This window comes from Dermatophilus sp. B7861-1 (assembly GCF_058996045.1).
On the sequence record NZ_CM180082.1, the window covers coordinates 1,211,547 to 1,233,240 of the forward strand.

The window sequence follows — 21,694 nt, forward strand, 5'->3', positions numbered from 1 at the left end:
GAGGTTGTGATGGCGGGGCAAAAACGTGTTTCTGATAGTTATGAAGAAGATGATGTGTGTGTTGAGCAGGTAGCGGAGTCTGGTCGGGCTGCTGGTGTGCATGCTGATCTTGATGCGGTTTTGGATGATATCGATGCTGTTCTGGAGACTCATGCTGAAGAGTTTGTTGCGAACTTTGTACAGAAGGGTGGACAGTGATCGGGCCACTGCAGGATTCGTCCTTTAGTCAGTATCTCGCTGATTCGGCGCCGTATTTGTTGCCGGGGCATGGTGATTGTGCTGTGCAGGGTGTGGGGGAATCGGGGTGGCATGCCTCTGCTCCGCATGGGACCACTATTGCTGCGGCTACGTTTGGTCAGGGTGTGGTGATTGCTGGTGATCGTCGGGCGACAGCGGGCAGTCTTATCGCTAGCCATGACATCACGAAGGTGTTTGTTACGGATGAGCATTCGGCGGTGGGGATTGCTGGTACCGCTGGCTTAGCGGTTGAACTGGTCAAACTTTTTGGTGTGGAACTTGAGCATTTCGCCAAGATTGAGGGTGTGCCCTTGTCGGTTGATGGCAAAGCCAACCGGTTGGCAACGATGTTGCGTGCCCAGATGACGATGGCGATGCGTGGGTTGCCGGTGTTGCCGTTGTTCGTTGCTTCGCATCCGGCTGGTGATCGGCGTGTGGCGCGTTCTGCTTCGCCGGGGCGGATTTTCACTTATGACGTCACGGGTGGGTGTTATGAGGAGCACGATTTTCATTCGATTGGGTCCGGTGCGATGTTTGCGCGTGGCTCGTTGAAGAAAACGTGGCGGCCTGGGCTTGGCGCTGATGAGGCTGTGCGTGTGCTTATTGAAGCGCTTGTGGATGCCGCTGATGATGACAGTGCAACTGGTGGCCCTGATCTTGCTCGAGGTATTTGGCCTACGTGTGCGGTGGTTACTCCTGATGGGGCTGAAGAGGTGAGCCCACAGAAGTTGGAGGGCATCGTGACTGAGTTATTGGCTGCGCGTCGCCAGCGGCAGGAGGGCCGGGCATGAGTACGTCGTTTTATGTTTCACCAGAGCAGCTTGTTAAGGATCGGGTTGAGTTCGCGCGTAAAGGTATAGCGCGTGGCAGGTCGGTTGTGGTGGGTAGCTGTGCTGATGGGGTGGTTCTTGTTGCTGAGAACCCGTCGACTTCGTTGCATAAGATTTCCGAAATTTATGATCGGATCGCTTTCGCCGCGGTTGGTAAGTATCACGAGTTTGAGAGCTTGCGGGTGGCGGGGATTCGTTATGCCGATGGGCGTGGTTATGCCTATGCGCGTGAGGATGTCACGGCTAGGGCTTTGGCTAATGCGTATTCGCAGTCGTTGGGAGTGGCGTTCACGGCTGGTCCTAAGCCGTATGAGGTTGAGCTTGTTGTGGCTGAGGTTGGTGCCACTGCGGCTGAGGATTCGTTGTTCCGGTTGCGTTTTGATGGCAGCGTCGGAGACGAGGAAGGTTTTGTTGCGATGGGTGGTGATGGAGAGGCGTTGAGTGCGACTTTGCGCCACTCTTGGGATGTGGGAATGAGCTGCGCGCACGCAGTGGGGCAGGCGGCTGCTGCGCTGTTGCCTCGTGGGGATGCCGCTGAGCGCAGTAGCCAGTTGGAGGTTGCTGTTTTGGAGCGGGGTTGTGCGCGTCGTTCTTTCCGTCGGGTTCCGATGGCGCGGGTGCAGGAGTGGTTGCGTTCGTGTGATGGTGCTGGTGAGAGTGGGGGCGTGCTGGAAGGTCAGGCGTGACTTCTCGCGTCATGGGGGTGGAAACCGAGTACGGCGTCTCCTTCACGTATGAGGGTAGGAGGCGCCTGTCGGGGGATGAGGCTGCGCGGGCGATGTTTCGGGACATTATTGGCCGTCATCGCACGTCTAATGTTTTTACCGATAGTGGTGCTCGGTTGTATCTGGATGTGGGGAATCATCCTGAGTACGCCACTGCTGAGTGCACGGATGTGTTTGATCTTGTTGCTCATGATCGTGCTGGTGAGCTCATCATGGATGAGCTGGCTGGTGGTGCTGTTCGTAGGTTGGCCCAGGACGGTATCGAGGGCACGTTCAGGGTGTTGAAGAACAATCTTGATTCTGTTGGTAATTCGTATGGCTGTCATGAGAATTATTTAGTGCGTCGTGGTGGGGGTGTTGAGGCTTTATCGGAGTTGCTTGCTCCGTTTTTGGTGACGCGGCAAATTTTTTGTGGCGCTGGGCGGGTTGTTCGTCCGCAGCGGGGTGTGGATGAGCCGGTTCGGTTTGATATTTCGCAGCGTGCGGAGGTGGTGTGGGAGGGGGTTTCGCATGCCACTACGCGTTCGCGTCCGATGATTAATGCCCGCGATGAGCCTCATGCTGATGCGGATATGTACCGCCGTTTGCACATCATTGTGGGTGATTCGACGATGACGCAGACCAGCACGTTGTTGAAGGTGGGGACCACGGAGCTGGTGTTGCGGGTGTTGGAAAGTGGTGCGTCTGCGCCGGTTGTGGGTTTGATGTCGAATGCGCGTGCTATTCGTGCGATCAGTAGGGATCCGTGGTCGGTGGTTTCTCTTGCTGATGGCAAGCGGGTGCGTGCGGTTGAGGTGCAGCGCGCGTTTTATGCGGCGGTGGTCGATTACGTGGATCGGGTGGGTGTGCTGGGGCCTGCTGATGAGCGGGTGTTGCAGTTGTGGGATGGGGTGCTTACGGCGGTGGAGTCGCAGGATTGGGCGGTGTTGTCGCGGCAGGTTGATTGGGCGGTCAAGAGGCGTGTTCTTGATCGGTTTATGGAGCGTCATGGCACGGATTTGCAGGATGCGCGGGTGGCTGCTTTGGATTTGCTGTTTCATGATGTGCGTCCGGGGCAGGGACTTTTTGCTGCGTTGGAGCGTGCTGGTGAGGTGGATGTGTTTATTTCTGATGCGCGGGCGCGGGAGGCGATGACGGTTCCGCCCAGGACGCGGGCGGTGTTGCGTGGGGCTGTTGTGGTGGCGGCGAGGCAGGCTGGTTTGCCGTGTTCGGTGGATTGGGCGCGGGTGCAGGTTGGTGGTGGGGTGGATCGGGAGGTGGAGTTGTTGGATCCGTTTGCTACGCATGATGAGCGGGTTGAGCAGTTGCTTGTCAGCATGCGTGGGGATGGCGGTGTGGTTTCGCTGCGGTGAGTGGGGTTGGGTGGACTAGATTTCGCCGCATGGGATCTTCGAACGGTGACGCCAAGATTGAGCGTCTGCTCAATCTTGTTCTCGCGCTTTTGGCTACGCGTCGTCCGCTACCTAAGGAGACGTTGCGGCGGCAGGTGCGGCAGTATGAGCAGTTCAGTGATGAGCTCTTTGATCGCATGTTTGAGCGCGATAAGGATGAGTTGCGTGAGTTGGGGATTCCGCTTTTGACGCAGCCGGTGGATCCGTTTTTTGATGACGAGGTCGGTTATCGGATTGATCGTCGTGCGTATGCTTTGCCGCCGATTCGGTTCAGCGCTGGTGAGGTGGAGGCGTTGCGGTTGGCTGCTCGGATTTGGTCGTCGAGTTCGTTGGCGCCTACTGCTGCGTCGGCGATTCGTAAGTTGTCGGCGGCTGGTGCTGAGTCGGGGGAGTCGGCGTTGCTGACAGGTGTGGCTGATGGGGTGGTTGATGAGGTTGATCAGTTCATGGTTTCGACGTCGGTGCCTTCTTTTGAGGTGTTGCGGCGTGCGGTGATGTCGCGGCGTGCGGTGAAGTTTGATTATCGGCGTTCTGGTGGTGAGGTTTCATCGCGGCAGGTGCAGCCGTGGCGGTTGCAGGCGTGGCATGGGCGTTGGTATGTGACGGGGTTTGATGTGGTTCGGGGGGCGGAGCGGTTGTTCCGGCTTGATCGGATTGTTTCGGAGGTTAAGCCGGTGGGGCGGGCGGGTGCGTACGAGATTCCTGCAGGGCATGATCCGATGAGGATGATTCGTCGCAGTGTGGATCCGGGAGCGGGGGGTCGCGCTGAGTTGTTGGTGGCGCGGCGTGCGGGTGCGGCGTTGCGGTTGCGGGCAGCGGAACAGGTTGGCGGTGATGCTGCTGAGCATGTGTCGGTTGTTGATTTTTCGATGCCAGGCTTTGATTCGTTGGTGGTGGATTTTGATGATCTGGACCGTATGGCGGGGGAGTTGGCGTCGTATGGGCCTGATGTGGTGGTGGTTGCTCCGCAGGAGTTGCGGGTGCGGGTGGTGGGTTTGTTGAAGGGTGTTGCGGCGGCTGGGTTTGAGGAGGGGCAGCGATGAGTATGGAACCGGCGAAGCGGCGTTTGGAGCGTCTTCTCACGATGGTGCCGTGGGTGTTGGAGCATCCGGGGGAGTCGGTGGAGGAGGTGGCGAAGGTGTTTGGGGTCACTGCTGCGCAGGTGGAGAAGGATTTGGCGGTGATTTTTTTGTGCGGTACGCCTGGGATTACTCCTGATGTGTTGATTGAGGCGGATTGGGAGTCCGGGGAGGTGTTTATTCGTAATGCGGATGAGATTTCGCGGCCGTTGCGGTTGGCTCCTGATGAGGCGTTGTCGTTGATCGTGGGGTTGGAGGCGTTGGGGTCGGTTCCTGGTCTTGCTGATCCGGCGGTGGTTGCTTCGGCGTTGGAGAAGTTGGTGGAGGCTACAGGGCATGTTGGTGGAGATGATGCAGTGGAGTTGGCGCGGCGCATGGGGGTGGATCTTGTTGATGAGGACGCTGCGCGGTGGGTTGGTCAGGTGCGGCAGGCGTTGCGTGATAACCGGCGGGTGCAGTTGCGCTATTTGAATGTTGCGCGGGATGAGGTGACGGATCGGGATGTTGATCCGGTGCGGTTAGAGCATTCGGGGGCGCATTGGTATTTGCGGGGTTGGTGCCATCGGGCGCAGGGGGTGCGTACGTTCCGGTTGGATCGGATTGTGTCGTTGGAGGTGTTGGAGGTGGAGAGTGTGCCTCCGCGGGGGGCGTTTGAGGATGTTGCGGCGCCTGCGCAGGGGCCGCTGGATGCTTCTATTGAGGTGGTTCTTCGGGTGGGGCCGCAGTCGCGGTGGATTGGTGAGTATTACCCGGTGGTGTCGGTGGAGGACGTGCAGGGGTCTGCTAGTGGGGCTGATGAGCCGGATCAGTTGGTGCGTTTGTTGGTGAAGGATCCCTCGTGGGTGAGGCGTTTGGTGTGGAGGTCTGGTGGGTCGGTGCGGGTGGTTGAGCCGGCGCATGTAGCGGTTGAGGTCTCGCGTGGTGTGCAGCGTGCGTTGGATTATTACGAGTGAGTTTGGGTATGGAACCTGAAGGGATGTGCAGGTTGCCTCGCAGGCGCAGGTGAGTTTGCGCGCTTAGACTGGCCAGGGCTCCGGTAGGTGTGTGATGTCGGGGTTGACAATGAATGTTTTCTGATGAAAGGCCTGGTCATGCCGAGTTGGCTTGGTGGTCCTGAAGCGCTGGTGATCATTGTGGTCATCGTTGTGTTGTTCGGGTGGAAGAAGTTGCCTGATGCTGCGCGTAGTTTGGGGCGTTCGATGAGGATTTTTAAGTCTGAGGTTGATGAGTTGAAGCGTGATCACCGTAGTGCTGCTTCGCAGGACACGGTGCATGGTGATGTTGCTTCTCCTTCGACTACTGCGCCTCAGCAGCCTCAGCAGGCGGCGCCGCGTGAGCCGGAGCAGCGTCCTTCGGCGCAGGCTGGGCAGGAAACTCCGTCTGCGGTGCAGGAGAAACGTCCTTTTAATGATGGTTCGGGTAACGCGCAGTACCGCGCGTGAGTGCCTCTGGGGGGCATGAGGTGACCGATGTTGACGGTCCCGGTGTTGCCGGAAGTTCGGTGCACAGGCAGGTTCGTCGTCCGCGGTTGAAGCATCGTCGTAGGGATCCGGAGGGGCGTATGCCTCTCGCGGAGCACCTGCGGGAGTTGAAAAACCGTTTTTTGGTTGCGCTGCTGGCGTTGGTTGTGGCTGCTGTGCCTGGGTGGATGTGGTACGAGCCAATCTTGAACGATTTGACTTCGCCGCTGCGTATGCGGCGGGGAGATGTGAACTATGCGACGCTGACCTCGCCGCTGGCGGTGCAGATTCAGGTGGCGCTGTTTGTGGCGCTTATTTTGTCCAGCCCGGTGTGGATTTATCAGGTGTGGGCGTTTATCGTGCCGGGGCTGCGTCGTAGGGAGAAGTGGACGGCGTTGGCGTTCATGCTGACGGCGATCCCGTTGTTTGTGTCGGGTTGTTGGTTGGCGTATGTGACGTTGCCGAAGGCAATTGTCATTTTGATTGGTTTCACGCCGTCGCAGGGTGTCAATATTGTGCCCGCGGATGAGTATTTGACGTTCGTGACCAGGTTCATTGTGGCGTTTGGGTGTGCGTTTTTGCTGCCGGTGTTCTTGGTGGGGTTGAACATGATTGGGGTTTTCCCCGCTGCGGCGATGTTGCGCGGGTGGCGTTTCGCGGTGGTGGGGTTGTTTGTGTTTGCTGCGTTTATCACCCCCACGCCGGATCCGTGGACGATGTTTGGTTTGGCCATCCCGATGACTGTCTTGTATTTCGCAGCGTGGGCCGTGGCTTCACTGTTGGAGCGAAGTAAAGCGCGTAAACGTCCTGAGTGGTCGAATCTCAGTGATGATCAGGCCAGCCCGTTGTAACTAGTGCGGTGGCCTGGGGTCGTCAGGGGTTCTCTGACGTAGCCTGGGCCACATGTCGTCTCCTGCAGAGCGTTATGCCCGGTCGCGAGCTAAAGGTGTTGCCCGCCATCGTCGGCTGGTGGAGTTTTGTGACCTGCTTGATTTTCCGCTTGATGATTTTCAAGAGCGGGCGTGTGCTGCGTTGGAAGATGGCAGGGGTGTGTTGGTGGCTGCTCCCACGGGCGCGGGTAAGACGATCGTGGGTGAGTTTGCGGTGCATTTGGCGTTGGCGAGGGGGCAGAAAGCTTTTTACACCACGCCGATTAAGGCGTTGTCGAACCAGAAGTATCACGATCTGGTGGCGCGGTATGGCGCTGAGAAAGTGGGGTTGTTGACGGGGGATTCCTCGATCAACGGTGAGGCGCCGGTGGTGGTGATGACCACGGAGGTGCTGCGCAACATGATGTATGCGGGGTCCGATACGTTGCGTGGTTTGGCGTTTGTGGTGATGGATGAGGTCCATTACTTGGCAGATCGTGCGCGTGGTGCGGTGTGGGAAGAGGTGATTATTCACCTTCCTGGTGATGTTCAGGTGGCGGCGTTGTCTGCGACGGTCAGTAATGCTGAGGAGTTTGGAGATTGGTTGGGGGCGGTGCGGGGTGACACCGAGGTGGTGGTGGAGGAGCATCGCCCGGTTCCGTTGTGGCAGCACATGATGGTGGGGACAACGATTTATGACTTGTTTGTTGATGCTGAGCCTGATCGTGCTGATACCCGTGGCGCGGCTCGTCCTGGTGCGGCACGCCAGGAAAGTGCGCTTGTTAATCCGGATTTGATTGAGGCGATTCGTAGTTCGCGTTCGAATACGGATCGGCGTGGTCGGTTGGAAGATCGGGGTGCGCCGCGGGGGCGCCGTGGACGGCAGGTGCGTGGCCGGGGTGCGGATCGTTGGCATGCCGGTGGTGCTCAAGGGCTGGGTGGTGGTCGTGGCCCGGCGGGGGTGCCAAACCGGGCCCAGGTCATTGACCGTCTTGACCGGGCGGGGCTGTTGCCTGCGATTACGTTCATTTTTAGTCGTGTGGGGTGTGATGCGGCAGTGACGCAGCTGTTGAGCCATGGGACGAGGCTGACTAGCACTGCTGAGGCCGAGGAGATCCGCCGGATTGTTGAGTCGCGGGTGGCTGGCTTGGCGGCTGAGGATTTATCGGTTTTGCACTATTGGGAGTTTGTTGAGGCTGCTTCGAGGGGGTTCGCGGCGCATCACGCGGGGATGTTGCCGGCGTTCCGGGAGATTGTGGAGGAGTTGTTTCTTGCCGGGTATGTGCGGGCGGTGTTTGCCACTGAGACGTTGGCGTTGGGGGTGAATATGCCTGCACGTACGGTGGTGTTGGAAAAGTTGGTGAAGTTTAATGGGGAGACGCACGCTGACATCACTCCGGCTGAGTACACGCAGTTGACTGGTCGAGCCGGTAGGCGTGGGATCGATATTGAGGGTCACGCGGTGGTGCTGTGGAACCCGCGGGTGGATCCGTTGGCGGTGGGTGGGTTGGCTTCGACGCGGACGTATCCGTTGCGTAGTAGTTTCCGCCCGACGTACAACATGGCGGTGAACTTGGTTGGCACGTTCGGTCGGGGTCGGGCGCGAGAGATTTTGGAGACATCGTTCGCTCAGTTCCAGGCTGATCGGTCGGTGGTGGGGATGGCTAAGCAGCTGACTGAGCATGAGGAAGCGTTGGCTGGGTATGGCGATGCGATGACGTGCCATATGGGTGATTTCCGTGAGTATTCGGCGTTGCGTCATGAGTTGGGGCGTTTGGAGAAGGACGCGGTTAAGGCGCGTTCGGCTCGGCAGCGTTCTATTGCGCGGGCTTCGTTGGAAGATTTGCGGTGGGGGGATGTTGTTTTTGTGCGTGTGGGTAGGCGTCAGCAGCGGGGTGTGGTGGTGCCGGTTGGGCATGCTCGTGAGGTGGTTGTGTGTACGCAGGAGGGGCGTTTGTTCACGGTGGATCCTGCGCAGATGGATGAGCCGTTGGTGCCGGTTGGGCATGTGCGGTTGCCTCGCAAGGTGAACTACCGCAATCCGAAGGTGCGTAAGGATGTGGCGGCTTTGATGCGGGAGCGGGTGCCGGATGTGCCGCCGGATTTTGCGTCTCGTAAGTCGACTAAGGGTGGAAAAGACGAGGCTATTGAGGGTCGGGTTGCTGAGTTGCGTAAGAAGATCCGTTCGCATCCGTGTCATGGGTGCGCTGATCGTGAGCAGCATGCTCGGTGGGCGGAGCGGTGGTGGAGGTTGGAGCGTGAGACGCAGGCGTTGCGGCGTCGGGTGGAGAGTCGTACGAATTCGGTGGCGCGGGTGTTTGATCGTACGTGCATGGTGTTGGAGCGTTTCGGGTATTTGGCGCAAGGGGGTGAGTCGGTCACTGAGCGAGGGGGACTGCTGAGTCGTATCTATACAGAGCGGGATTTGCTTACTGCAGAGTGTTTGCGAGCTGGGGTGTGGGATGAGTTGGATGCTCCGCAGTTGGCTGCTGCGGTGTCGTGTTTGGTGAATGAGCCGCGTAAGGAGGAGCGGGAGCCCTCACCGCGTGGTGGCGGGGCGGCGTTGATGCGTGCCCATGACGAGATGGTTCAGGTGTGGAGTGGGCTTGAGGATGCTGAGTCTGATGGGGGTGTGTCGGTGACGGCGTACCCGGACCCTGGGATTGCGCATTTGGTGTATGCGTGGGCCAAAGGACGTTCGCTTGAGTCGGTTTTGGCTGAGACGGATTTGGCGGCGGGTGATTTTGTGCGCCGGTGTAAGCAGGTTGTGGATTTGTTGGATCAGATCATGGCGGTTGCTCCTACTACGCAGTTGAGTCGTACGGCCCGTAGTGCAGTGGATGCGGTGATGCGTGGTGTGGTGGCTGCGGATCGGATGGGGTGATGTGGATGGGTTATGCGATGGCGCATGCGGCTAGGAGGCGGTCAAAGGTATTGGCGAGGCGGTAGCGCGCGGCGAGGTCAGATAACAGGCGTAGGTCGGCGATATGGCGTGGTAGTGCTGGGTTGACGTCGCCGATGGGTGCGTCGGTGGCGGTTGCTACGACGGTGGCGGCGGCGTCGAGGTAGTCCGAGGCGTTGGTGATGCGTGTACGTTGTGTTGCAGTCAGTTCGGAGTTGGGGTCGGTGGCGGCGGCGCGCAGTGCAGCGAGGCTGCCGTGTTTTTCGAGGAGGGTGCGGGCGGTTTTTTCTCCGATGCCGCGTACGCCGGGCAGGCCGTCGCTGGGGTCTCCGCGTAGGGTGGCGAAGTCGAGGTAGCCGCGGCCGCCGCGTATTCCGTAGGTGGTGTGTAGGTAGGTTTCGTTGACGAGTTCGGGTGCGCGTACGCCGGTTCTGGCGGTGTAGAGGACGTCGATTCCTTTTGTGTCGTCGACGAGTTGGAATAGGTCCCGGTCGCCGGTGACGACGTGGATGGGGTGTTGTGGGGTGGTTGCCCAGCGGTGGGCGAGGGTAGCGATGACGTCGTCTGCTTCGTATCCGCTGGCGCCGATGCGGGGTATTCCTAGGGCGCGTAGTGCCTGGATGATGATGGGGACTTGGATGGTGAGGTCGTGGGGGGTGTCTTCTTCGTGGATACCTTCGGTGGTGATGCGTACGCGTTGGGCTTTGTAGCTGGGGAGGGCGTTGACGCGGAAGGCGGGGCGCCAGTCTTCGTCCCAGCACACGACAAGCCCCTCAGGGGTGTAGTGGGTGATGAGTGAGGAGATCATGTCGAGGAAGCCACGAATGGCGTTGGTGGGTGGTGTTTGGGGGTTGCTGGGGCGTTCTGGGACGCCGTAGAAAGCACGGAAGTAGAGGGAGGAGGCATCGAGAAGAAGAACACCAGTCACAGGGGTGACGATACTGGCGTGTTGGGTGGGTAGCCTTCTTGCCTGCATGTATGTGGGTGTGTGGGGGTGTTTTAGTAGATCTTTTCGGTATCCGCGAAACACGCGGTGAATAGTTTTCTGACCTGCGCGTTTACGGTGTTGGTGCTGGTCAAGGGTAGCGTTGCTTGAGTTGACCGACCTGACGTTTTCGGTAGTTTGGAATTCGTCTTCAGGGCGCCGACCCGGTCGATCGTTGCATCGACTGCTATCGGTCGGTAGTTCGGTCGGCGATGACGGGACCCGTTCACCGAGTAGAAAACGTCCTCGTATTGCGAGGCGGCCCCAAAGGTGACGGGTCCCGTCCCTGCAAGGCACTGTTCGGTTTCTGCTGATGTGGCTTCCGTTCGTGCCGTGTCACGAAGTGAGGGGGCTGGGATGCCGACTGTGGTGTCGCGGTTTGTTGTGGGGGACTGGGGGAAGTCTGGGGTGTGGTGGGTGCGGTGTGTGATTGCCGCGCTGGCTGGTGGGGTTCTTTATCTGGCTTTTCCTTCGTATGACCTGTGGTGGGCGGCGCCGTTGGGTGTGGCGTTGTTTGTGGTGGCTACCGGTGGGGTTGGTCTACGTAGTGGCGCGGTGTTGGGGTTTGTGTGTGGTGTGTGTTTCTTTGCGCCGCTGTTGCAGTGGACGGCGGTGTTTTTGGGTTGGTCGCTGCCAATTTTCGCGTTGTTGACGCTGGAGTCGCTGTATATGGCGTTGGCGGGGGTGGCGTTGGCTGCTGTGCAGCGCCCGGTGCCGGGGTGGCGATTGCCGGTGGCTGTGTCAGCTGCGGTGGTGTGGACGGGGACGGAATGGTTGCGTTCGGTGACTCCCTTTGGCGGGTTTGCGTGGGGGAGGTTGGCGTTTTCGCAGGCGGATTCACCGATGTTGTCGGCTGTTCCGTATGTAGGGGCAACCGGGCTGACGTTTTTGGTGGCGTTGGTGGGGGCGTTGCTGGCGTGTGGGGCGCGGGGGCTGCTGCGTGCCTGGCGTTCACCGCAAGGGCGTAAGAGCCTGTGGTCTGCTTGTGCTGCGGCGGTAGTTGCGTTGCTGGTGGTTGGTGGCGCTGCGGTGCTTCCGCGGCAGCTGGGCGATGATACGGGGTCGGTGCAGGTTCTTGGGGTGCAGGGGAATGTGCCTAGGGCAGGGTTGGATTTCAATGCTGAGCGGCGCGCGGTGACTGATAACCATGCTGATGCCACGAAGGAGGCTGCGCGTAAGATCACGCTGGGTAAAATGCCGCGCCCGGATCTTGTGGTGTGGCCGGAGAACTCCTCGGATATTGATCCGATACGTAATTCAGATGCTGGTGCGGTGATTAAGTCGGCAGTGCAAGCGGTGGGAGCGCCGTTGTTCGTGGGGGCTGTTTTGGCTGAGCCTGCGCCGCAGGTGACGAATGCGATGCTGCTGTTTCTGCCCGGTCGCGGGATTGTGGATCGCTATGACAAGAGGCATCCGGTTCCGTTTGCTGAGTACATTCCGTTCCGGTCGGTGTTGCGTCACGTCACCCCGTTGGTTGACCAGTTGCTTCCGTGGGATTTCGTTAAGGGTGCGCGGGATGTGGTGTTTTCTCTGCGGGATGGGCAGGTGCGGGTGGCCACGCCTATTTGTTTTGAGGTGGCGATTGATACGGCGGTGAGTTCGGGGGTGCAGGCTGGGGCGAATCTGCTTGCGGTGCCGACGAATAATGCGACGTTTGGGTTCACTGACGAGTCGGTGCAGCAGCTTGCGATTTCGCGTATCCGGGCGGTGGAGTTTGGTCGTTCTGTTGTGCATGTCTCGACGGTGGGTGTCAGTGCGTTGATCACCCCTGATGGGGCGGCGCATCAGCGCACGGATTTGTACACGCAGGCTGTGGTTGCTGGCCGGTTGCCGTTGCGCGAAAATCTCACACCTGCGGCTTATCTGTCGGTGTGGCCGGGGGTCGTGACCAGCGTCATTACGATGCTTCTTCTGTTTGTTCAGGCTGTCCGCGCTCGTCGGGGTGGCCCGGCTAGACTCGCCGGGTGATCGATCACTTCTCCGAGCCCCAGTCCCGTCAGACGTATGAGCCGGTTCAGCGGCCGGTTGTTCTCATCCCGACGTACAACGAGAAGGAGAACGTGGAGCGTGCGGTGCGGGGGGTGCGTGAGGCGCTGCCTGCTGCGGACGTGTTGGTGCTCGATGATGCCTCTCCGGATGGTACGGGGCAGATCGCTGATGCATTGGCGGCTGAGGATGAGCACGTGTTTGTGCGGCATCGTGCGGGTAAAGAGGGGCTAGGGAAGGCCTATCTGGATGGTTTTGCTTGGGCTGCCGAGCGAGGCTATGACGCTGTGGTTGAGATGGATGCGGATGGTTCGCATCGGGTTGCTGATTTGCCGGCTGTTGTTGCGGCGATTGATGGCGCGGATGTCTCGATTGGGTCGCGGTGGATTCCTGGTGGTTCGGTGGTGAATTGGCCGCTGCATCGCAAGGTTTTGTCGGTGGGAGCGAACACGTATACGCGGGTGCTGTTGGGGATGCCGGTGCATGATGCTACGGCTGGATTCCGGGTATATCGGGTGAGTGCGTTGGAGACGATGGGGCTCGATGGCGTGCAGTCGCATGGCTACTGTTTCCAGATCGATTTGACGTGGCGTGCTGTGAAGAAGCGGTTGAAGATTGTTGAGGTGCCGATCGCGTTTGTTGAGCGTGAGGAGGGCACTTCCAAGATGAGCTCGGACATCATCGTGGAGGCGTTGCGGAATGTGACGGTGTGGGGGGCTAAGTATCGGTGTGGCCAGGTCGCGGGGCTTGCTTCACGGTTGGTGGGTGCGGTGAAGCGTTCGCGTTCGTAACTACGTGTGAGCATGCGTGAGGCGAGGCTCCCTGGTTGCCGGTAGGACCGGCGTGGGGGCCTCGCCTCACGCATGTGTGGAGAGTTTTACCTCAGTGAGGTCAGTGGTTCTTCGCCGCGGCGGGCTCGGACGACGTTGACGCGTTCGATGAGTACTTCGGCGAGTTCTTCTTCGCTGCGACGTTCGAGAAGCATGTCCCAGTGGGTGCGGACGTGTTTGCCCGGTTTGTGTTCGGGGTCGGGGCCGTCGGCCAGTTTGGCTTCTTGGCCGCAGCGGCACTCCCAGATCGGGGGAATGTCGGCCTCGATGGAGAAGGGCAGCTCACTGATGTGCCCGTTGGGGCACTCGTACTTGGAGATGCGGCGCTCACTGAGGACGACGTTCTCATCGGTTTCCATGCTCAGGGCACTGAGGTTGGTTCCTCGAAGCGAACGTTCTGCCATGTATGGCCTCCTGGACGATGAGCGGTAAGTGGCTTGCTGGCTGTTGTTGAGCCGGTGCCGTGTCGGTCGTGCCGTTATGGGCGCGACGTGTCATTGTCTCTCAACTATGCGCGTGGGTGATGCATTCCCGTGTGACTGGATGAGCCGTTGTGAGGTTAGTTGGCGTATTCCCAGTGCCAGGGTTCAGGTTTGCTGCCAGTTGGTTCTGCCCATGTGGGGTGGTAGAAGCCGTAGAGGGGGGCGTTTTGTTTCATCCACTGGTAGGCGATGGTGCCGAAGTTTTCGATTCCTCCGCACAGGTCAATGGCGATGCCTAGGCCGTGGTGGCTTTGGCCAGGTACTGCGGCGAGGTCGGGTTTGCGGCGGCGGATGTCGACTTGTTCGGCCAGTGACCGGTAGGAGTCGGAGACGCACAGGTAGTTTCCGGTTTCTTTCCGGTAAGCGGTGCTCATGCGGTCGAAGGCGCTGGCTGCGCTAGGGCGCAGTTTGTGTCCTGGTGCGGTGACGAGGGGGCACAGTGCTGAGTCGGGGAAGAGACCGTTGGGGTAGGTGGCGTTGTCGGTGGAGCAGCTGGTGCCGTTACTGAGGGCGTCGGCGGCTTCGCGTTGGGCCAGAGCGGCTGCTGCTGCAGCGTCGCTGGGGATGTTTTCGGTGGCGGCGATTTTTCCGCGGGTGGCGGCGACTTGGGCGGCCAGGGCGTTGGCTGCGGCTTGATGGGTGGCAACGGTGGCGTCGGCGGCTGCTTTGGCTGTTGCGGCGGCGGTGGTGGCTTTTTCGCGGGTGAGGCGGGCGTTGGCTGCGGCTGTAGCTGCAGTTTGTTGTCGCTGTGCCAGGGAGGTGTAGTGCTCTCGTTGGGAGTTGCGGGTGTCGGCTAGGTATGCGGACAGGGTAGCTGCGGAGAGTTGGTCGCGGGTGCCGGTGGCGACTTTGATGATGGCGGCTAGATCTGCCAGGGAGCCGTTGCCGTTGGTGTAGGCGTCGATGGCCATGGCTTCGACGTCTCGTTTGGCGTCAGTGACGTGTTGGCTGAGTTGGCGTAGTTTTTCGCGTTCAGTTTTTTCAGTGGCGATGGCGGCTTCAAGGGCACGTTTGGCGTCGGCGTATTTTTCCATCGCTGCGGTGGCTGCCGCTGCGGCGGCGTCGAGACGTTGTGAGGCGGCTGCTAGCTGTGCGTTTTGCTGCGCGAGTTGGGTGCGTAGTTTTTCGGCTTGGGCGAGTTGGGCGGCGACTTCGTTTTTGTTGAGGGGGCCGCGTTCGTCTGCGCCGGGTGTGCCGGTTTGTGCTGTTTGTGGGGTGGTGATCTCTGCCGTGGCTGGTGCTGGGGCGGCGCTGGCGGCGAGGATGGCCAGCGCGACAGAGGTGGTGATGCGTTGTGCCCAGGTTGTGGCATGGGCTCGGCTGTGAGTTCCCGTGGCGTGGGCTGTGGCGTGTGTGCGCGACGAGTGTGTCACTGAGTTCCACCTGTCCTCGATTGGTCCCCGTATGGATTGTTTCACTCGGGGGTCGAGAAGTCTGGTCGCGACGTGCCTGTTTGTATGCATGGGGTTTGCGTGTGGGGGAGTGTGACACAGCAGTTGGGGATAGGTCAGGCCGCCCATCCCGCTGGTGGGGTGGGCGGCCTGGCTAAGGATGAAGCGATGGGTTTTACAGGTAGTGCATCCGCATTGCTTGGCGGACTTCGTTAAGGGTGTCGTTAGCGACGTCGTTGGCTCGTTCGATGCCGCGACGCAGGGTGTTTTCGATGATGGCGGGGTCGGCTTCAACTTCGGCGCGGCGTGCGCGGATGGGGGCGAGCATGTCGTTGACCGATTCAATGACGAGTTTTTTGAGTTGCCCGGAGCCGCCATCGCCGATTTCTTCGGCGATTTCCAGGGGGGCGCGGTTGGTGGCGAGCGCGGCGAGTTGGACGAGGTTGGAGACCTCTGGGCGGTTTTCTGGGTCGAAGGTGATGTGGCGTTCGGAGTCGGTGACGGCTTTTTTGAGGACTTTGGCTGTTTCGTCGGCGCTCATACGCAGTTCGACGGTGTTGCCGCGGGACTTGCTCATTTTTTGTCCGTCGGTGCCTAGCACGCTGGGTGCTTCGGATAGGAGGGCATCAGCGCGGCGGAAGACGGGAGTTTTTCCCTCGCCGGCGCGGCCGTAGCGTTTGTCGAAGCGTTGGGCGATGAGGCGGGTTTGTTCGAGGTGGGGGAGTTGATCTTTGCCGACGGGGACAAGGTTGGCTTTGCAGAAGAGGATGTCTGCGGCTTGGTGGACGGGGTAGGTGAGTAGGAGGCCGGACATGGGACGGCCGTTGGTGGCGTCGGATTCGGCTTTAACCGTGGGGTTGCGGCGCAGTTCTGCGTCTGTGACCAGGGACAGGAAGGGCAGCATAAGCTGGTTGAGGGCGGGGATGGCTGAGTGAGGGAAGATGGTTGCTTTTTCGGGGTCGATGCCCACGGCGATGTAGTCGGTGACGAGGGAACGGACGCGTTCGGCGATGGGGCCTACGCCGTCGCGGTCGGCGATGACTTGGTAGTCGGCGACGACGAGCCAGGTGTCGACGCCAGCGTCATGGAGGCGGACCCGGTTGCGTAGGGATCCGAAGTAGTGGCCGAGGTGCAGGTTTCCGGTGGGGCGGTCGCCAGTGAGGACGCGGAAGCGGGAGGCATCCTCGGCGATGGCGGCTTCGACTGCGGCGCTGCGCTCTTGTGCTGCTTTGTATGAGGCTTCTGATGTGGAGCGTGCGAGTGTCTCGCCGGCGTCGTCGTGGTCGTTCAGGTTCTGCGGGGTCTCGTTGGCGGTCACGCGGGAAACTCTATCTTCCCACTGCCGGAGGCCAGCGTGGTTGTGCAGCGTATGGAGTGCAGAAAAGTAAGTGCTGGCCTGCGTTGTGGGGACATGCCGAAGAGGTGTTTAACCGGGCACGGGTGGGCAGCTGGCGGTTAAGGTCGCGGTGGGTGCTGCTGTCTGTGTGGTGGCGCCTGGAGCAGTTCCGTTAAGACACAGCTGTGTGTCGGATTGGCGCTGAGCGCTGGTCAGAAAGGAGCAAGCATGGGTTTTGATGACAAGGTCAAGAACGCCGCGACGGATCTTCAGGGCAAGGTGAAAGAAGCCGTAGGGAAGGTCACCGGTGATGGCAAGCAGGAGGCTGCTGGCCGCGCTGATCAGGCAGAAGCTGATCTGAAGAAGGCTGGCGAGCACGTGAAGGATGCGTTTAAGAACTGATACCGGGCTTGCCGGTGGGTTGTGGGGTCTACTTTGGGTGGGCCCCACACCTGATTTTATGTGGGAGGTAGCTGCTGAGTCTGTCTTGTTGGTGTCTTTGGCTTCAATCTGTTGCCTGAGTAAAAAGAGCTTTTCAGTCCATCATTGTCGGCACCTTGGCGGGAGAAAGTGTGATTTCTGGCAGTGATATCTCGATCCGGTTGATCGAACGCAAAGATGCTCCTGAGCTGGCGAAACTACTGGTTGCTGACCGTGAAAAATGCGCATGATGGTTCCCGCCGCGGCGTGAAGATTTTTATAGCGAAGAGGGGCAACGGCCCGTGCAGTCCGCGCCTCGTCAGAGGACCGCGTCGCGCTTTGGGTCATTGACGTTGGTTTTGGGTCAGGGTGGTTGCTGCTTATTTCGTTTCCAGTTGTTCCGATTGTTTTATCTGGGGAACTGGTTGAAAGAGGCAGTCATGTCTGTACAGCAATGTTCTAGTGATGCACATGATGTGATTCGAGTGCGGGGTGCCCGAGTCAATAATCTCCGTGATGTATATGTTGACCTGCCGAAACGGAAGCTGACCGTGGTGACGGGGGTGTCCGGTTCAGGGAAGAGCTCTTTAGTTTTCGGGACAATCGCCGCTGAGAGTCGTCGGCTGATCGATGAGACATATCCGGCGTTTATGCAGGGTTTTCTCCCTTCTCCGCCCAGGCCAGATGTTGACTATTTGGGTGGTTTGACCACGGCGATTGTTGTTGACCAAGAGCGGATGAGTGCAAATGTTCGCTCAACTGTCGGCACGGTGACAGAGGCAAATACTTACTTGCGGATGTTGTTTTCGCGGTATGGGAGTCCGCATGTGGGGTCACCGCAGGCGTTCGCGTTCAATGTGCCATCGATGAGTGGGGCTGGTGCAGTCACGGTTTCTCGAGGAAAAGGGAAAGTTGTCAAAGAGAAGCGCTCTTTTTCAGTGACTGGCGGGATGTGCCCGCAGTGTGAAGGGACAGGGTCAGTTTCGGATGTGGATGTGAGTGCTGTTTATGACGAGGACAAGTCATTAGCTGCAGGAGCGCTTCTTGTTCCGGGCTACTCGATGGATGGGTGGTTTGGGCGCATTTTTGCTGGATTTGGATTCCCGATGGATATTCCGCTGAAAGATTTCACACCTACACAGATCGAGGATCTTTTATATAAAGAGCCGACGAAGTTCACCGCGGATGGAGTGAACCTTACGTTTGAGGGAGTGGTGTCCCGTATCCGCACATCAATGTTGTCCAAAGATCGTGAAGCTATGCAGCCGCACATTCGTGCTTTTGTTGATCGCGCGATCGTGTTTCGCCAGTGCCCGCAGTGTGCGGGGACACGTTTGGCTCCGCACGCTTTGGAATGCCGCATCGACGGGAAGAACATCGCAGATGCCTGTGCCATGCAGGTGACAGATCTTGCGGCATGGCTCCGTGAGCTGGAGATTCCAGCAGCGGCGCCGCTGTTGGATGGCTTATGCGGGCTCCTTGATTCTTTTGTTGAGATTGGGTTGGGGTATTTGTCCCTTAGTCGCTCTTCAGGAAGCCTCTCCGGTGGAGAGGCGCAACGTACAAAGATGATCCGTCACCTCGGATCGTCGTTGACGGATGTGACGTACGTGTTTGATGAGCCTAGTGCTGGGCTGCATCCGCATGATGTTGAGCGGCTGAATGCGGTGTTGTTGCGGTTGAGGGATAAAGGAAACACCGTTTTGGTGGTCGAGCACAATCCTGCGGTGATTGGGATTGCTGATCATGTGGTGCAGATGGGGCCAGGTGCCGGGCCAGAAGGCGGGATGGTGTGTTTTGCGGGTGGGGTTGATCAGTGGGGCAGTGGTGAGGTGAGTGCTGGTCTTTTGGGTGCGGGGGTGAAATGTAAATCTATGGTGCGTGCACCTGTGGGTGTTTTCCCGATTCGGGGTGCTAATTCGCACAATCTGGTGGGAGTGGATGTAGATGTGCCGTTGGGAGTGTTGGTGGCGGTTACGGGGGTGGCTGGGTCAGGTAAGAGTTCTTTGGTGCATGGGTCGATCGTGGGGGAAGGGGTGGTGTCGATAGATCAGTCGCCTATTAAAGGTTCGCGTCGTTCTAGCGTCGCTACATATACAGGTGTGTTTGATCCGATACGGAAAGCGTTTGCAAAGGCTAATGGGGTTAAGCCGGGGTTGTTCAGCGCAAATTCGCAAGGGGCGTGCCCCAACTGCAAAGGCATCGGGGTCGTATATACGGATTTGGGTTTTATGGAAACTGTGAGTGCTCCGTGTGAGGTATGCGGGGGAGTGGGGTTTCAATCCCACGTTTTGGAGTACAGCTTTGGTGAGGGGAAAAACAGCGATGGGTGCAATATCGCGCAGGTTTTAGCAATGTCGGTGGATAGTGCACGGCTTTTCTTCGGGCAAGGGAATGGGCGCATCCCTGCCGTGGTGAAGATTCTTGACCGAATCTGTGCTGTTGGCCTCGGGTACCTGACTTTAGGGCAGTCATTAACAACGCTTTCTGGAGGCGAGCGGCAACGCCTGCGACTTGCTGCGCGCATGGGCGAAGCGGCTGCCCTGCTTGTGCTCGATGAGCCCACTACTGGTTTGCATGAGGTTGATGTGGCGCGGCTGCTGGGGCTTTTTGATCGACTTGTTGACGCAGGTTCCACGGTTGTGGTGATCGAGCATCGTCAGGAGGTCATTGCACATGCAGATTGGGTCATTGATCTTGGTCCTGGGGCGGGTAGAGACGGGGGGCGTGTTGTTTTCACGGGAACTCCTGCCCAGATGATTGCCAGCGGGGCTGGCATAACAGGGAGGTTCCTGGCTCGTAATGCAGATGTACGTGTTTAACGGTTGTGGCCTAGCACTGATGGGGGAGAGGCGTCGACTGCGGTGGCGGAGGATTGGCAATTCTGCACTTCATCACGTAAGGCTGCCATTTGTGCGTCGAGGGCAGTTGCTGTGGCAGCCACATCCAGTAAGGTGCGCTCGACGTGCGGGGGGATAGTCGCTTGGTACTTGTATCGGATTTCGTGTTCCACGCTGGCCCAGAAGTCCATCGCGATGGTGCGGATTTGGATTTCGACAGGCAGATGCAGGGTTTGGTGGGCAAGAAATACCGGTACGGACACGATGAGGTGCAGTGAGCGGTATCCGTTGGGTTTGGGGGTGGCGATGTAGTCCTTGATTTGGAGTAGTTCGAGGTCGGGTTGTCGTTGCAGGATGTTGCAAATGTCGTAGACATCGGCGACGTAGGGGCAGGTGATGCGCACCCCGGCGATGTCTCGTACGACGGTGGCTGCTGCGGTGAGGTCATAGAGGCAGTCGAGTCGCTGCATTTTGGCGATCAAGCTGTCGTAGCTTTTCAGACGGTGTTTGACGTGCATGATCGGGCTGTGACAGATGCCGTTGTCGAACTCTTCGCGCAGGATACGGATCTTGGTAAGTACTTCATCGAGGGCGTATTTGTAGCGATCACGGAACGCCACGAGGGCTTCGACAGACTCGTGGGAAAACGAGGCGGAGTCGATGCGGCCGGCGTTAACTGCCAGCATCACGTCGGTGACGCCGACGTTGTGCGTCCGTGGGTCGGGGGCTGTGTCCGCCATATCTATGGAAACTACCTCACTGATAGATGACTGCGGCAGGCCTATCGTCGACGTATATCGATGATTGGCGATTTTGACTGAAGGAGCGCCGGGGGAGTATGTGCAGGTAAAGCCTGTTCTGAGGGCGCGGTAGCCATGAAAAGGACTGCCGTGGTTGTGGGCGATATTGGCTGAAGTCAATGGGTGGCGAAAATCTGGGGTCAGCTGATTTTGGTGTGCGTGGGCTACGGGGGTGCTGCGATGTGACTGACCGCGTGGAGCAGCAGACTAGGCGGCTGCACGGGTTACGTCGATGCAGTTCATTTCGGTGCTGCGGTGCACATGGCGGTGAGTTGGCGCATTGTTGGGTTTGCAGCCGAGCGTTTGAGCTGTTCTCACCACTTTCCATATAACGCCGATAATCAACATTATGTCAAAATAGCTGGAGAACGGCACCTGAGAGGGGTTCTGTACAGCTCCCCTCATGCGCTTGTTGCGACCGTTTTTCACTCCGTTGTCAACGGATACAGCTTCAGTACCGCGCTGACTGTCGAGGCATGCCATTTCGCGCCGCCTTGTGCTGTTGGGATTCCTTCGGTGTTGAGTTGCTCGGCGATGGCACGTAGAGATTTTTTCTCGCTGCGTTGACGGTGAATTCGAGCCACGATGTCTGGGTCAACGTTTCTACGGCGGCCTAGTGTTGCACCCGTGGCTTTTTTGTGCGCCAAAGCTTCGCGGGTGCGCTGAGCGATGAGATCGCGTTCATATTGGGCTGCGCAGGCCAGGATTGTGGTGGTGAAACGCCCTGCAGGGTCAGTGGTGTCAATGGCTGGACTGAGGATAACTAGCCCCCAGGAGCCCTTATCTGCACGGGTGAGAATGTCGGCTAGGCCAGCCACAGATCGCGTGAGGCGATCAAGTCGAGTGACCATCAAAACGTCTGCTTCGCCTGCATCAAGCCTGGTCAGGGCGTCATCGAGGCCGGTTCGGTGATCCTGGGTGCCGGAAACCGCCTCATCGCAGGCAATCTCAATGCTCCATCCGTGCGCCTGTGCGGCACTAGTGAGCGTGGCTCGCTGAGTATCCAAGCTGATGCCATTTATTGCTTGGTCTGCGGTGGAAACGCGGGTGTATCCGATAGCGCGCATACTGCTCTCCCCTATGAGATAGGTGCCTCTCCCCCAGAGTGTACAACAAACGGTCCTTTTGTGT

General features: G+C 59.0%; 19 protein-coding genes. 13 read left to right on the plus strand and 6 right to left on the minus strand.

Translation table 11 applies throughout. From position 1 onward, the window contains the following. The first annotated feature begins 9 nt into the window (after positions 1 to 9). The 9 genes from AC2T9U_RS05415 to AC2T9U_RS05455 all read left to right on the plus strand — a co-directional run bounded on the left by AC2T9U_RS05415 (position 10) and on the right by AC2T9U_RS05455 (position 9,475). A complete protein-coding gene (locus AC2T9U_RS05415; RefSeq protein ID WP_493696856.1) occupies positions 10 to 198 on the plus strand; it encodes a ubiquitin-like protein Pup in 189 nt (62 codons plus the stop codon). Next, a complete protein-coding gene (gene prcB / locus AC2T9U_RS05420) occupies positions 195 to 1,028 on the plus strand; it encodes a proteasome subunit beta (protein WP_115030391.1) in 834 nt (277 codons plus the stop codon). Before AC2T9U_RS05415 ends, prcB begins: the two co-directional genes overlap by 4 nt. Further along, positions 1,025 to 1,753 (plus strand): proteasome subunit alpha, encoded by a 729-nt coding sequence (gene prcA / locus AC2T9U_RS05425; protein ID WP_493696857.1) that lies wholly within the window; start codon positions 1,025 to 1,027, stop codon positions 1,751 to 1,753. Before prcB ends, prcA begins: the two co-directional genes overlap by 4 nt. Beyond that, positions 1,750 to 3,144 carry a Pup--protein ligase gene (gene pafA / locus AC2T9U_RS05430; RefSeq protein WP_493696858.1) on the plus strand — a complete coding sequence of 465 codons (1,395 nt, stop codon included), beginning with the start codon at positions 1,750 to 1,752 and terminating at the stop codon, positions 3,142 to 3,144. The genes prcA and pafA overlap by 4 nt, the downstream gene beginning before the upstream one ends. Before the next feature lie 29 nt (positions 3,145 to 3,173). Continuing rightward, complete coding sequence (locus AC2T9U_RS05435; RefSeq protein WP_493696859.1) at positions 3,174 to 4,226, plus strand: helix-turn-helix transcriptional regulator; 1,053 nt, start codon at positions 3,174 to 3,176, stop codon at positions 4,224 to 4,226. After that, entirely contained in the window at positions 4,223 to 5,215 is a 993-nt protein-coding gene (locus tag AC2T9U_RS05440) for a helix-turn-helix transcriptional regulator (RefSeq protein WP_115030383.1), read from the plus strand. Before AC2T9U_RS05435 ends, AC2T9U_RS05440 begins: the two co-directional genes overlap by 4 nt. Positions 5,216 to 5,338: 123 nt before the next feature. Continuing rightward, positions 5,339 to 5,704 (plus strand): Sec-independent protein translocase subunit TatA, encoded by a 366-nt coding sequence (tatA, locus tag AC2T9U_RS05445; protein WP_258553139.1) that lies wholly within the window; start codon positions 5,339 to 5,341, stop codon positions 5,702 to 5,704. Beyond that, positions 5,701 to 6,573 carry a twin-arginine translocase subunit TatC gene (tatC, locus tag AC2T9U_RS05450; RefSeq protein WP_258553138.1) on the plus strand — a complete coding sequence of 291 codons (873 nt, stop codon included), beginning with the start codon at positions 5,701 to 5,703 and terminating at the stop codon, positions 6,571 to 6,573. Before tatA ends, tatC begins: the two co-directional genes overlap by 4 nt. Before the next feature lie 52 nt (positions 6,574 to 6,625). Next, entirely contained in the window at positions 6,626 to 9,475 is a 2,850-nt protein-coding gene (locus AC2T9U_RS05455; protein WP_493696860.1) for a DEAD/DEAH box helicase, read from the plus strand. Between the two features lie 10 nt (positions 9,476 to 9,485). On the opposite strand, the gene AC2T9U_RS05460 is transcribed toward AC2T9U_RS05455, so the two are convergent. Next, positions 9,486 to 10,469 (minus strand): 5'-3' exonuclease, encoded by a 984-nt coding sequence (locus AC2T9U_RS05460; protein WP_493696861.1) that lies wholly within the window; start codon positions 10,467 to 10,469, stop codon positions 9,486 to 9,488. Between the two features lie 366 nt (positions 10,470 to 10,835). Between AC2T9U_RS05460 and lnt the strand changes: the two genes are divergently transcribed. Next, complete coding sequence (gene lnt, locus AC2T9U_RS05465; RefSeq protein ID WP_493696862.1) at positions 10,836 to 12,446, plus strand: apolipoprotein N-acyltransferase; 1,611 nt, start codon at positions 10,836 to 10,838, stop codon at positions 12,444 to 12,446. Further along, the gene (locus AC2T9U_RS05470; RefSeq protein WP_493696933.1) at positions 12,446 to 13,255 is read left to right on the plus strand and encodes a polyprenol monophosphomannose synthase; all 810 of its coding nucleotides are present in this window, start codon (positions 12,446 to 12,448) and stop codon (positions 13,253 to 13,255) included. Before lnt ends, AC2T9U_RS05470 begins: the two co-directional genes overlap by 1 nt. 86 nt (positions 13,256 to 13,341) lie before the next feature. Here AC2T9U_RS05470 and AC2T9U_RS05475 read toward each other — a convergent pair whose 3' ends face one another. The 3 genes from AC2T9U_RS05475 to trpS form a co-directional block, all read right to left on the minus strand. Next, positions 13,342 to 13,698: an RNA polymerase-binding protein RbpA gene (locus tag AC2T9U_RS05475; RefSeq protein WP_028326251.1), complete on the minus strand. Its 357-nt coding sequence runs from the start codon at positions 13,696 to 13,698 to the stop codon at positions 13,342 to 13,344. Between the two features lie 155 nt (positions 13,699 to 13,853). Continuing rightward, positions 13,854 to 15,149 (minus strand): M15 family metallopeptidase, encoded by a 1,296-nt coding sequence (locus AC2T9U_RS05480; RefSeq protein ID WP_493696863.1) that lies wholly within the window; start codon positions 15,147 to 15,149, stop codon positions 13,854 to 13,856. 193 nt (positions 15,150 to 15,342) lie between these two features. After that, a complete protein-coding gene (trpS, locus tag AC2T9U_RS05485) occupies positions 15,343 to 16,485 on the minus strand; it encodes a tryptophan--tRNA ligase (protein ID WP_481758316.1) in 1,143 nt (380 codons plus the stop codon). Positions 16,486 to 16,731: 246 nt separating this feature from the next. Here trpS and AC2T9U_RS05490 point away from each other — a divergent pair, with 246 nt between their 5' ends. Next, complete coding sequence (locus tag AC2T9U_RS05490) at positions 16,732 to 16,905, plus strand: CsbD family protein (protein ID WP_208303466.1); 174 nt, start codon at positions 16,732 to 16,734, stop codon at positions 16,903 to 16,905. A gap of 458 nt (positions 16,906 to 17,363) precedes the next feature. Then, positions 17,364 to 19,745 carry an ATP-binding cassette domain-containing protein gene (locus AC2T9U_RS05495; RefSeq protein ID WP_493696864.1) on the plus strand — a complete coding sequence of 794 codons (2,382 nt, stop codon included), beginning with the start codon at positions 17,364 to 17,366 and terminating at the stop codon, positions 19,743 to 19,745. On the opposite strand, the gene AC2T9U_RS05500 is transcribed toward AC2T9U_RS05495, so the two are convergent. Together AC2T9U_RS05500 and AC2T9U_RS05505 are read right to left on the minus strand one after the other, a co-directional pair. After that, positions 19,742 to 20,503, minus strand: a complete 762-nt coding sequence (locus tag AC2T9U_RS05500; RefSeq protein WP_493696865.1) for a GTP pyrophosphokinase — start codon at positions 20,501 to 20,503, stop codon at positions 19,742 to 19,744. The two genes, AC2T9U_RS05495 and AC2T9U_RS05500, sit on opposite strands and share 4 nt — an antisense overlap. A 485-nt stretch (positions 20,504 to 20,988) precedes the next feature. After that, entirely contained in the window at positions 20,989 to 21,630 is a 642-nt protein-coding gene (locus AC2T9U_RS05505; RefSeq protein ID WP_493696866.1) for a recombinase family protein, read from the minus strand. Positions 21,631 to 21,694 lie beyond the last annotated feature (64 nt).

Bases quoted from the DNA above. Each gene is read 5' to 3' on its own strand.
- AC2T9U_RS05415 (WP_493696856.1), top strand. From the start codon at position 10: ATGGCGGGGCAAAAACGTGTTTCTGATAGTTATGAAGAAGATGATGTG.
- prcA (WP_493696857.1), top strand. From the start codon at position 1,025: ATGAGTACGTCGTTTTATGTTTCACCAGAGCAGCTTGTTAAGGATCGG.
- AC2T9U_RS05435 (WP_493696859.1), top strand. From the start codon at position 3,174: ATGGGATCTTCGAACGGTGACGCCAAGATTGAGCGTCTGCTCAATCTT.
- AC2T9U_RS05440 (WP_115030383.1), top strand. From the start codon at position 4,223: ATGAGTATGGAACCGGCGAAGCGGCGTTTGGAGCGTCTTCTCACGATG.
- tatA (WP_258553139.1), top strand. From the start codon at position 5,339: ATGAAAGGCCTGGTCATGCCGAGTTGGCTTGGTGGTCCTGAAGCGCTG.
- AC2T9U_RS05455 (WP_493696860.1), top strand. From the start codon at position 6,626: ATGTCGTCTCCTGCAGAGCGTTATGCCCGGTCGCGAGCTAAAGGTGTT.
- AC2T9U_RS05460 (WP_493696861.1), bottom strand. From the start codon at position 10,469: ATGCAGGCAAGAAGGCTACCCACCCAACACGCCAGTATCGTCACCCCT.
- lnt (WP_493696862.1), top strand. From the start codon at position 10,836: ATGCCGACTGTGGTGTCGCGGTTTGTTGTGGGGGACTGGGGGAAGTCT.
- AC2T9U_RS05475 (WP_028326251.1), bottom strand. From the start codon at position 13,698: ATGGCAGAACGTTCGCTTCGAGGAACCAACCTCAGTGCCCTGAGCATG.
- AC2T9U_RS05490 (WP_208303466.1), top strand. From the start codon at position 16,732: ATGGGTTTTGATGACAAGGTCAAGAACGCCGCGACGGATCTTCAGGGC.
- AC2T9U_RS05495 (WP_493696864.1), top strand. From the start codon at position 17,364: ATGTCTGTACAGCAATGTTCTAGTGATGCACATGATGTGATTCGAGTG.
- AC2T9U_RS05500 (WP_493696865.1), bottom strand. From the start codon at position 20,503: ATGGCGGACACAGCCCCCGACCCACGGACGCACAACGTCGGCGTCACC.
- AC2T9U_RS05505 (WP_493696866.1), bottom strand. From the start codon at position 21,630: ATGCGCGCTATCGGATACACCCGCGTTTCCACCGCAGACCAAGCAATA.